Genomic DNA, 9,479 nt, shown 5'->3' on the forward strand with positions numbered 1-9,479 from the left:
ACCACCCGCATTATGTCGCCGGCCTCCGCGTCGTCCAGCGCCCAAGCAGCCCGCAAGGCGCTCGCTGATCGTCTCCAGAAGGCGGGGCGCTTCGCGGACGGAACCTGGTACGTCACCCCCTGGCTGGTCGGGCCCTCCACCTGGGAGGTCTTCCGCCCTGTGCGCAACGACGACGGCGGGCGCGACGAGGCCCTGGCCGCTGCCGTCGGGCTGTGCCGCGCCGTGGCAGACTTCCACGCTGACGGCTGGGTACACGGGGACCTCCAGCCCCAGCACGGCGTCCACACCGACGACGGTGTCCGCCTCCTCGACTTCGCCTGGGCCGGTAGACTCGACAGCACCCCGTGGTCGACGTTCGACGGCACGATGATCCACCTCGCCGCCCCCGAACTGGCCGCCCGGATCATCAACGGCCCCCAGCCCGTCGCCACGACGCAGACGGCCGACGTCCACGCCCTCGCCGGCACCCTGTGGACCTGCGCCACGGGAAGGTGGCCCCTGGACTACGAGACGGCCGGCCTCGGCAGGGGCACCCCGGTGGAAGCCATCCGCAAGGCCATCGCCCACCGCGCCGTCCCGATGTCCACCGCGATGCCCTGGCCCGCCCTCCAGGCCCGGCTGCGGTCCGTCCTGCTGACCGCCCCCGACGACCGGCCGACCGCCACCGAGCTGACCGAACTCGTGGAAGCGGTGGCCGGGTGATCGAGCTGCGGGAGCTGATCCCCGACGACGCCGGGGCGGTCCAGCTCATCTACGGTCCCGCGTCGGTCAGGTACCTCGGCCGGGGGACTATGGACAGCATCGAAGCGCGAGAGTACGTGGCCGGTGCCATCGCGTCGGCGGAGCGCACTCCGCGCACGCTCCACACTCTCGGCCTCACCGTGGACGGCGATGTCCTCGGGATCGTCAAACTCCACCTGGACCGGCCAGCCGCCGCCGTGAGCTACATCCTGCGGGCGGACGCCTGGGGTCGGGGCTACGCCACCGAAGGCGTGCGCAAGGCTCTCGCCCTGGGCCTGGGGCGCCTCGGCCTGCCGTCGATCCACGCCAGGCACCACCCCGACAACCCGGCCTCGGGCCGCGTCCTCCTCAAGGCCGGATTCACCCCCGCCGAAGTCCGCACCGAGTTCGTGACCTACGCGATCCGGCCACCCCTGGCGACCACCGGCCCCACCCCCTGACCTGCTTCCGGTATCACCGCACCCCAGGATCGAGGACGACCATGCGCCCTCCTCCTACACTGGACGTCGTGTCGGAACAGCACCCCACGTCCGCTTTCCACGTACCCAACGCCGACCCGGCGGTCACCGACCGGCTGGTCGCCGCACTGGACGTCCAGGCCGCCAATCCGGGCGTGCGGCGGCTGCGCGAGTGGGCACACGCGTGCCTGGCCGTGCGCCCCGGGGAGCGGGCGCTGGACGTCGGCTCCGGCACCGGTTCGGAGACCCTGGTGCTCGCGGCGGCGGTCGGCCCGGACGGTGCCGCGACCGGGATCGAGCCGAACCCCGGCCTGCGGGCCGTCGCCGAGCAGCGGGCCGCTGCGGTGGGCAGCCCGGCGCAGTTCCTGGCCGGCGATGCGCTCGCGCTGCCGCTGGCCGACGGCGAGTTGGACGCGGTCTGGTGCGAGCGGGTGCTCCAGCACTTGAACGACCCGGCGGGGGCCGTCGCCGAGATGGCCAGGGTCCTGCGCCCGGGCGGCCGGGTCGCGCTGCTCGACACCGACTGGGCCACCTTCGTGCTCCACCCGGTCGCCCCCGAACTGCGGCCCGCGCTGACCACCATCGCCCAGGGCACCGCCGCCACCCCGGATGCCGGGCGCCGACTCACCGGCTGGCTGGCCGCGGCCGGTCTGAGCGTCGACCGCGTCGGCGCGGACGTGCTGCTGCACGAACCCGGTGCCGTCACCTGGCCGATCGTCCGCGGTCTCGCCACGGCGGCGCTCGGGCGCGGCCTGATCACCGAGGAGCAGCGCGACGGGCTGTACGCCGACCTCACGGCCGCCGCCGAGCAGGGCGCGTTCCACCTGTCGGTGACGCTCTTCGTCGCCGTCGCTCACCGCCCTGGCTGAGCCGCCGCCGAGTCACCGTGCGCGGGAAGTCGGCCCGGCCGACTTCCCGCGCACGGCGGTCAGTCCAGCGTGCCTGCCCAGTCGGCCAGTTGCATGAAGTCGTCCGCCGTCAGCCCGGTCTTCGGGCCGACGTGGTGGAGGAGCGCCGGCCCGTCGTGGTGGGCCCGGACGAAGGCGCGGTCCGCCTCCGTGATGTTGTCGTCGACCCAGGCGAAGGGACGGCCCCGCGCCCAGGCGACGATCTCCGGGGTCTTCCAGAACACCCCGCCCCCGGGCTCGGGCCGCGGGTCGGACCAGGCGATGACCGGCAGTTCGGGCAGTCCCAGGACGGGCCCGATGAAGGAGTTGGCCTCCTCCTCCCACGTCGTCGCCCACACCAGGTCGAAGGGCAGCGCGGTCAGCGCCCGCCCGTGCCTCGGGTCGAGCCACACCCGCAGCGGCTTCGGCTCCTTGTGCGGCAGGCCCCACGCCGCCAGCCGGCGCCGCTCGGCGGCCCGCCAGCGCGGCGTCATCAACCGATGGGTGCCGTACCCCGGGGGCCGCCGGTGCGGCTTCGCCGCGTCAGGGTTCAGCGGACCGTCCACGTCCAGCAACAGCAGCGGCCGCACCATGTCGCACCCCCTCGATCGTCCCTGGACGGTACCGGGCGGGCCGGGTTGCGCCCAAGCGGATATCGCCTGCCGCCGGCCGACTGTCATAGGCGAGCGGCAAGCTGACTCCATGACGATCGCTCAGTCCCCGCCGCCCGCCGCACCGCCGTTGTGGCGACCGCTTCGGCGCCTGCACCACCGGACGGTGGAACGTCGCACGGCCACGGCGGCCGAGGACCTCCGGGCGGTGCTGGGGACGCCGCTCGACGTCGGTCTGCTGCGCCGTGCGTTGGCCCACCAAGCGGCCGGGGACATGGTGCCCCGGATCCTCGCCACCGGGTACGCGGCGGTGATCGTGGTCGGGTTCATCCTCGCGGCGATGAAGGGGAACTGCACGCCCGGGGGGCTGCTTCCCTCCGCGGGCGCCGAACTCGGTCATTGCCCGACCCACCGGGACAAGGTGCAGGTCGCGCAGATCGTCGGCATCTGCGCCGCCGCGTTCGTCGTCACCACCGTGGTGCGGAGCGCGGTGCGGGCCGTCGCCGTCCGGCCCTCCCACAAGCCGGTGCTCCCCGCGCTCGCCGTCCTGCGGGCGTGCGCCCGGGTGCGCGAACCCGGGGCGGGGCACCAGGAGGCGGCCGAACTGAGCGTCAAGGCCCAGGCCTTGGGGCAGGCGCTGATCGATGCGGCCGGCCGGGTCGCGACCGACTACGGCTCCCGGTCGAGCACCCGCAAGCGCCTGCTCGACCATGCCCGACAGGTCGCGGCCCTGCTGGAACGGACCGCCGACGAACTGCTGCCGGACCGGGAGCATGCCACCCGGAAGCTGGCGGAGCTCGCGGGGGCGATCGCCGAGCAGACCGCCGACGGGCGGTTCGCCGACCTCCTGGGCGCGATGGGGCAGCCCCCGGAGCTGCCGACGAGCGCCCCCGAGTCGCCGGACCGGGCCGACGGACGAAGGCTGGCCGTCGCCGCCGCGACGGCGTTGCTGCTCACCCTCTCGGTGGCCGTCACGGCCGGGATGCTCGGCCTCCCCGCCTTCGTCACCGCGCCCCTGGCGGCGATCACCGTCCCGCTCCTCACCTTCCTGCTGCTGGCGTTCCGCTTCGGGCTCGCCGAGGCGCTGCGCCTCGTTCAGGTCCTGCGAACTGTGCGCGGGGAGAACCCGGTCGAGCCCACGGCGACGGTTGATCGGCCCGGCTAGAAGGCTCCGGTGGCCATGGTCTCGGAGGGGTCGGTGGGTCTACGTTTGCGCGGTGAACGCTTCGACTCACTCCGTCCGAAGGCGGCGCGTCCTCTTCGCCGTCGGCTGGGGGGTGCTCCTGCTGGCGATCGTGGTGCCGCCGTTGGTGGTCGGCCCGGCCTTCGGCCGCTCGGGGGCGGTGATCGTACCCGGGCTGGTGGCCGTGATCGGTCCCGCGATCGTGCTGGACGCCGGGACGGCGCGGCGGACGGGTTGGCGGGTGGCCGGAGGAATCGTCCGAGCCCGCACCTGGTCGGGTGCGCGGGAGGTGGACCTGACGGACCTGGCGACCGTGCGCGCCTGGGAGGCGCTCTCCAGGTCCGGCTCGGTGACGTTCGTGCGGCTGTCGGACCGCTCCGGTGGGGGAGTGATCCTCACCGTCGCCGACCGGGACGTCCAGCTGATCGCCGATGCGGTGCGCCGGCACGGCGCGGGCTACGTGTCACCGTGGGCCATGACGATCCTGGGGCTGAAGCCGACCCGGTGGTACGTCTCCGGAGGGCGGATACTCGGGCTCCTCCTCGTCCTGCTCGCACCGCTCCCCGCCGGAATGCTCCTGGCCGCGGCGATCGCCCAACGCTGAACCGGGGCGGGTCCGCGCCCTGAGGGCTTGCGCCGGGTCGGCGAGTAGTGCCGCAGTGCGGCCGCTCCGTGCGAGCATGGCGGCATGTGGGACGTCGAGGGCGTGCGCGCGCAGTTGCGGGAGCTGGCGCAGGCCGACCCGCAGAACGAGCGGTTCGGTGCGGTGCGGCACCGGTACCGGCTGGATCCGCCGGTGGCGGAGGCGGAGGTCGCCCGCTTCGAGCGGGCCCACGGTTTCGAACTCCCGCTGTCGTACCGGACGTTCATCACCACGGTGGGACGCGGCGGTGCCGGGCCGGCCTACGGGTTGTACCGCTGGGGCGGTGACGTCTGGGCTCGGCTGCAGAGCGACCTGGGTGCCGACTGGGCCGACGAGTTCGCCGTCCCCTTCCCGCACGTCGAACGCTTCCAGCCCTGGCCCGAGTTGGAGGTCTGCGCTCGGCACGTCCCCGACGACGAGGCCTTCGATCCCTGTTGGTTCACCGGCTCGATGCTGCTGGCCGAGCTGGGGTGCGGCGGGTTCCTGCGGCTGGTGGTGACCGGGGAGGCGAGCGGCCAGGTGTGGTCGGACGACCTCGCGTACGGCGAGGGCCTGAATCCCGGGCCGGACTTCGCGGACTGGTACCTGGACTGGCTGGCGAGGGAAGTGACGCTCCTCCTCGGGTAGTTCAGTCCTCCACCAGGACGGGCCGCGGCTGCCCGGCGTCCCGGATCGGGCGGCCGCGCAACGTCGGTTGCGGGGCGTCCCGACCCGGGCGGCCGCGCAGCCGCAGGTATGGGGGTGGCGGTCGAAGCTCCGACCGCCAGGGTCACGCGGGGCGGAGGGTGATGAGGCGGACGGCCGGGGCCGAGACCACCTGCACCGTGTCGGTGCCTGGCAGGCGTAGCTTGGCGAAGCCGCCCTGCAGGGCCACCAGTGCCCGTGGGGCGGACGAGACGGCCGCGCCGTCCGCGTTCACCACCGTGTAGCCGGCGTTCAGTTCGACCGCCGCCTCGGTCCAGTCCTCGCTCATGCCGTCACCTCGGGGAAGTCAAGCTCCGGACGGGCCAGGTGGTTGAAGTAGTTGGAGAGGGTGTTGAGCGCCACGTGCGCCACCACCTCTCCGGCCTCCGCGTCCGTCACGCCGGCCGCGCTGATCAGTGCGCGGGTCTCGTCGCCGATCTGTCCGCGGGTGCGGATGAGTTCGCGGGCCAGGGCCAGCAGGGCCTGGGCGTGCGGGTCCGTGTCGGAGGCGTCGCGGGTGGCGAGGAGTTCCTCGTCGCTCAGCCCCATCGTGCTGCCGCGCAGCGAGTGGGCGCTGACGCAGTAGGTGCAGTCGTTCTCCTGGGCGACCAGGAGTGCGAGCTGCTCGCGCATCCTGGCCCGCAGCACGCCGCGGCCCAGCTGGTCGCGCATCGCCAGGTAGCCCTCCAGGGCGGCGGGCGCCTCGGCCATCGAGGCGTAGAGATTCGGTACCCGCCCCAGCTGCTTCTGTACGCGTTCGAGCAACTCGGCCTTGTCCACGGACTTTTGCACGACTTCTCCCCCGAGGTGATGCGGTCCCCCGAAAACGGTACCGATCGGTACCGACAGCAGGACGGTACCGATCGGTGCCGTTTGGCGTCAAGGGTGGTTAGGATCGAGTGCATGGCAGTAAATGCAAGGGCGCGCCTGCTCGCCACCGCCGAGTCCCTCTTCTACGCGAACGGAATCCGCGCGGTCGGCGTGGAGCGCATCCTCTCCGAGTCCGGCGTGGGCCGGGCCTCCTTCTACCGGCACTTCGCCGGCAAGGAGGCTCTGGTGACCGCGGTGCTGGAGGGGCGCGACGCACGGTGGCGCGCCTGGCTGAGCGAGCGGGTCGCGGCCTACGGCGGCCAGCCGCTCAACGTCTTCGACGCGCTCGCCGAACGCTTCGCGGCGCAGGACTACCGCGGCTGCGTCGCGATCAACACGATGACCGAGATCGCGGACCCGTCCAGTCCGGCGCGCCGCATGGCGGCCCTGCACAAGACCCGCGTCATCGAACTCGTCGAGCAGCTCCTGCGCGACGCGGACATCCCCCAACCAGCCGTTCGTGCCAAGCAGTTCGCACTCCTGATGGACGGCGCCATCGTCACCGCCCTGCGCGAGGGCACCCCGGAGGCCGCATGGCGGGCCCGCGGCATCGCGGAGTCCCTGCTGGCCTCCTGAGCCGGCGCCCGCGGCTCGGGCGTCAGTCGACCGTGACGTGGGCCGTGCGGAGGTCCATCGGCGACTCGACGGGGTGGTCCTGTGCGTCGACCGGCGGCTCGGCCTTCTCCGCGGTGCCGGCCCATGCGGACAGTGCGGCGTCGATCGCCGCCTCGGCGTGGAGCCGGGCGGTGGGGAAGAGGGGGACGGGGCTGTCCTCGGGGCGGACCATGAGTTCGATCTCGGTGCAGCCGAGGATGATGCCCTCGGCGCCCGCGGCGACCAACTCGGCGATGATCTGCCGGTAGGCCGCGCGGGACTCCTCGCGGACGATGCCGAGGCACAGTTCGTCGTAGATCACCCGGTGGACCAGGGCGCGGGATGCGGGCCCGGGGGTGAGGACGGTCAGGCCGCCGGAGGCCAGGCGGCCGCGGTAGAAGTCCTGTTCCATGGTGAACGCCGTTCCCAGTAGGCCGACTTGGCGAAGTCCGGCGGCTCGGACGGCGCCGGCGGTGGCATCGGCGAGGTGCAGCAGGGGGATGGAGACGGCTTCGGCCACCTGGTCGGCGACCTTGTGCATGGTGTTGGTGCAGATCAGCAGCAGGTCGGCGCCGGCCGCCTCCAGGGCGCGGGCCGCGTCGGCGAGGACCGCGCCGGCCTCGTCCCAGCGCCCGGCGGTCTGGAGTTCCTCGACTGCGGCGAAGTCGACGGAGTAGAGAATGAGTCGGGCGGAGTGCAGTCCGCCGAGGCGGTCCCGGGTGAGCTGGTTGAGGGTGCGGTAGTACTCGGCGGTGGACTCCCAGCTCATGCCGCCGATCAGGCCGAGGGTTTTCATGCGGCTAGTTATAAGGCAATTGATGCACAGAAAGCAATTGTATAAGGATTAGTTTGACTCGCTCTCCCGTGCGACCCGGTGCTGCCACTCCCGGGCGAACACCACCGACCCCGCCTCCAGTGCCCGCAGCTGCACCGTGCTGAGGAAGTGCCCGGCGTCGCAGCGCAGTTGGGTACGGGTCTGGACGGTGACGTCCCAGCCGAGGTCCGGGCGCTCCAGCCGTACGGTGCGGTCGGTGCGGGCCTGGGCGCTGAGCGGGGCGCCGGTGAGGACTCGGTAGGCGGTGACGGTGTGCTCGTCGCGGACCAGGCCGTCGGGGTGGGTGCGGGTGCCGTCGGTGGCGGGGGAGAGCTCGGTGCGCCATTCGTGGCGGCCGATGTCGTGCACGGTGACGTGTTCGGGCCGGGCGGTGAGCGGTTCGGTGAGGTGGATGTCCAGCGGGTCGGGCAGCGAAGGCGTCGCGAGGGTGACGGGGGCGGCGCCGACGTCCGCGGCCAGGTGGCGGACGGGCAGGCTGAGGGTGGAGCGGGAGGGGTCGAGGGCGTAGCCGGTGTCGTCGGGAGTGGGCCACACCCAGGGCCAGTAGACGGAGGAGAGGGCGAGCCGCAGCCGGTGCCCGGTCGGGACGCTGGCCGCGCAGGCGGCGAGGTCGACCTCGGCGTCCGGGCCGGTGGTGGTCAGCACGCCCCGGGTGAGCAGGGCGGAGGTGCCGTCCGGGCCGACCGCGCACAGCCGCGCGACCACCTGGACGGGGGCGTCCCCGGACCGCAGCCGCAGCCGTACCGTCGGTGCGCCGAGCAGTTCGACCGGCTCGGGCAGCGGCTGGGAGTCGAAGCAGACCGAGCGGCCGTCCTCCTCGCGCTGGTCCGGCGGCCGGTCGGCGGGGCGGCCGTGCGGGACGTACGCGCCGGCGTTGAGGCCGGTGTGCTGGGGGGAGCGGACGTGGACGTACCGGTCGTCGGAGGCGGTGCCGGCGGTGCGCAGCTGGCCGTCCAGGTCGTAGTGGATCTCCCGGACGTCGGGGGAGGGCCAGGTGTCGTCGCCGGTCCAGCGGGTGCCGATCCAGCTGCGCAGGGCCGGTTCCTTGAGGGCGCCGGTGTCGACGCCGCGCAGCCAGTGGTCCCACCAGCGCAGGGTCTCGGGCAGGGCGGCCTCGGGCAGTCCGTGCGGCCAGGGGCCGAGCAGGGCGTGTGCGGTGGGGGATTCGGCGAGCAGCCGCAGCACGAAGGAGCAGGACGGGTCGCCCCAGCCGGCCACGGCGAACACCGGGACGGACACCGGCACGGTGGTGTCCCCGGCGGCGAGCCAGGCGTCGACGGGGGGCTCCAGGGATTCGAGCCGGGCCAGCCAGGCGGGCCGCCAGGCGTCGCCGAGGTGGCGCGGGTCCGGGGGGAGGGCGGCGTCGGCGATCAGGGTGGTGAGCCGGGTGTGCAGGTCGGCGGCGAGGACGGCGCCGCCGAGGCGGTGGCCGCCCTCGGGGCAGGCGGTGACGGCCGCGCCGACGGTCTCCGGCACCCGGGCGGCGAGCCGCAGCGCGGTGGTGCCGGCGGCGCCGACGCCTAGCAGGCCGACCCGGCCGTTGCTCCAGGGGCGGCGGGCGAGCCAGTCGACGACGGCGGTGCCGTCGGTGAGCTCCTGCTCGCCGCCGGGTTCGCCGGGCAGCCCGCCGGAGTTGCCGTGGCCGCGGGTGTCGACCCGGACGGCGGCGTAGCCGTGGCCGGCGTACCAGGGGTGGCGGCGGGCGTCCTCGGCTGCGGTGCGGTCGGCGAGGCGGTCGGCCGAGTACTCCAGCAGGACGGGGACGGGCTCGTCGCTGACCGGGCGCCACAGGCGGGCGGCGAGCTCGGTGCCGTCGGGCAGCGGGATGCGGAGATCCTCGCGGGTGGTGTGGAACGGGTACGACGGCATGGCCGCTCCCATCGGGGTCCCGGGCCGGTGACTGCCGAGCGGCTCGCGGCGCGGACGGGGATCGCGCCGCGGGCTCGGCATTCCGACCCTAGGGGAGGAACCGC

Annotated in this window: 12 protein-coding genes; 7 read left to right on the plus strand and 5 right to left on the minus strand. The window is 73.8% G+C overall.

What is annotated here, in order from left to right; all coding sequences use genetic code 11:
- The first annotated feature begins 12 nt into the window (after positions 1-12).
- From ACZ7BZ_RS15035 to ACZ7BZ_RS15045, 3 genes are all read left to right on the plus strand, one after another.
- On the plus strand, positions 13-702 hold the full coding sequence (locus ACZ7BZ_RS15035) for a serine/threonine-protein kinase (protein ID WP_470358695.1): 690 nt from the start codon (positions 13-15) through the stop codon (positions 700-702).
- Entirely contained in the window at positions 699-1,181 is a 483-nt protein-coding gene (locus tag ACZ7BZ_RS15040; RefSeq protein WP_470358696.1) for a GNAT family N-acetyltransferase, read from the plus strand. The genes ACZ7BZ_RS15035 and ACZ7BZ_RS15040 overlap by 4 nt, the downstream gene beginning before the upstream one ends.
- A 68-nt stretch (positions 1,182-1,249) precedes the next feature.
- The gene (locus tag ACZ7BZ_RS15045) at positions 1,250-2,068 is read left to right on the plus strand and encodes a methyltransferase domain-containing protein (protein WP_470358697.1); all 819 of its coding nucleotides are present in this window, start codon (positions 1,250-1,252) and stop codon (positions 2,066-2,068) included.
- Between the two features lie 59 nt (positions 2,069-2,127).
- On the opposite strand, the gene ACZ7BZ_RS15050 is transcribed toward ACZ7BZ_RS15045, so the two are convergent.
- Positions 2,128-2,679 carry an HAD domain-containing protein gene (locus ACZ7BZ_RS15050; RefSeq protein WP_470358698.1) on the minus strand — a complete coding sequence of 184 codons (552 nt, stop codon included), beginning with the start codon at positions 2,677-2,679 and terminating at the stop codon, positions 2,128-2,130.
- Between the two features lie 184 nt (positions 2,680-2,863).
- On the opposite strand from ACZ7BZ_RS15050, the gene ACZ7BZ_RS15055 reads away from it, so the two are divergent.
- From ACZ7BZ_RS15055 to ACZ7BZ_RS15065, 3 genes are all read left to right on the plus strand, one after another.
- The gene (locus ACZ7BZ_RS15055; RefSeq protein WP_470358699.1) at positions 2,864-3,862 is read left to right on the plus strand and encodes a hypothetical protein; all 999 of its coding nucleotides are present in this window, start codon (positions 2,864-2,866) and stop codon (positions 3,860-3,862) included.
- A 52-nt stretch (positions 3,863-3,914) separates the two neighbouring features.
- Positions 3,915-4,484 (plus strand): hypothetical protein, encoded by a 570-nt coding sequence (locus tag ACZ7BZ_RS15060; RefSeq protein ID WP_470358700.1) that lies wholly within the window; start codon positions 3,915-3,917, stop codon positions 4,482-4,484.
- Between the two features lie 84 nt (positions 4,485-4,568).
- Positions 4,569-5,150 carry an SMI1/KNR4 family protein gene (locus ACZ7BZ_RS15065; protein ID WP_470358701.1) on the plus strand — a complete coding sequence of 194 codons (582 nt, stop codon included), beginning with the start codon at positions 4,569-4,571 and terminating at the stop codon, positions 5,148-5,150.
- A 142-nt stretch (positions 5,151-5,292) separates the two neighbouring features.
- Here the strand turns inward: ACZ7BZ_RS15065 and ACZ7BZ_RS15070 are convergent, their stop codons facing one another.
- Both ACZ7BZ_RS15070 and ACZ7BZ_RS15075 read right to left on the minus strand, forming a co-directional pair.
- Positions 5,293-5,496, minus strand: coding sequence for a hypothetical protein (locus ACZ7BZ_RS15070; RefSeq protein WP_380459580.1), 204 nt, complete (start codon positions 5,494-5,496; stop codon positions 5,293-5,295).
- On the minus strand, positions 5,493-5,999 hold the full coding sequence (locus ACZ7BZ_RS15075; protein ID WP_470358702.1) for a carboxymuconolactone decarboxylase family protein: 507 nt from the start codon (positions 5,997-5,999) through the stop codon (positions 5,493-5,495). Before ACZ7BZ_RS15075 ends, ACZ7BZ_RS15070 begins: the two co-directional genes overlap by 4 nt.
- A gap of 111 nt (positions 6,000-6,110) precedes the next feature.
- On the opposite strand from ACZ7BZ_RS15075, the gene ACZ7BZ_RS15080 reads away from it, so the two are divergent.
- Positions 6,111-6,653 carry a TetR/AcrR family transcriptional regulator gene (locus tag ACZ7BZ_RS15080; protein ID WP_470358703.1) on the plus strand — a complete coding sequence of 181 codons (543 nt, stop codon included), beginning with the start codon at positions 6,111-6,113 and terminating at the stop codon, positions 6,651-6,653.
- A gap of 22 nt (positions 6,654-6,675) precedes the next feature.
- On the opposite strand, the gene ACZ7BZ_RS15085 is transcribed toward ACZ7BZ_RS15080, so the two are convergent.
- Together ACZ7BZ_RS15085 and ACZ7BZ_RS15090 are read right to left on the minus strand one after the other, a co-directional pair.
- Positions 6,676-7,467 (minus strand): aspartate/glutamate racemase family protein, encoded by a 792-nt coding sequence (locus tag ACZ7BZ_RS15085; protein WP_470358704.1) that lies wholly within the window; start codon positions 7,465-7,467, stop codon positions 6,676-6,678.
- 48 nt (positions 7,468-7,515) lie between these two features.
- The gene (locus tag ACZ7BZ_RS15090) at positions 7,516-9,375 is read right to left on the minus strand and encodes a CocE/NonD family hydrolase (protein ID WP_470358705.1); all 1,860 of its coding nucleotides are present in this window, start codon (positions 9,373-9,375) and stop codon (positions 7,516-7,518) included.
- Positions 9,376-9,479: the final 104 nt, after the last annotated feature.

Source organism: Kitasatospora sp. NPDC036934 (assembly GCF_055608425.1).

Bases quoted from the DNA above. Each gene is read 5' to 3' on its own strand.
- ACZ7BZ_RS15090 (WP_470358705.1), bottom strand. From the start codon at position 9,375: ATGCCGTCGTACCCGTTCCACACCACCCGCGAGGATCTCCGCATCCCG.
- ACZ7BZ_RS15065 (WP_470358701.1), top strand. From the start codon at position 4,569: ATGTGGGACGTCGAGGGCGTGCGCGCGCAGTTGCGGGAGCTGGCGCAG.
- ACZ7BZ_RS15050 (WP_470358698.1), bottom strand. From the start codon at position 2,679: ATGGTGCGGCCGCTGCTGTTGCTGGACGTGGACGGTCCGCTGAACCCT.
- ACZ7BZ_RS15085 (WP_470358704.1), bottom strand. From the start codon at position 7,467: ATGAAAACCCTCGGCCTGATCGGCGGCATGAGCTGGGAGTCCACCGCC.
- ACZ7BZ_RS15080 (WP_470358703.1), top strand. From the start codon at position 6,111: ATGGCAGTAAATGCAAGGGCGCGCCTGCTCGCCACCGCCGAGTCCCTC.
- ACZ7BZ_RS15070 (WP_380459580.1), bottom strand. From the start codon at position 5,496: ATGAGCGAGGACTGGACCGAGGCGGCGGTCGAACTGAACGCCGGCTAC.
- ACZ7BZ_RS15035 (WP_470358695.1), top strand. From the start codon at position 13: ATGTCGCCGGCCTCCGCGTCGTCCAGCGCCCAAGCAGCCCGCAAGGCG.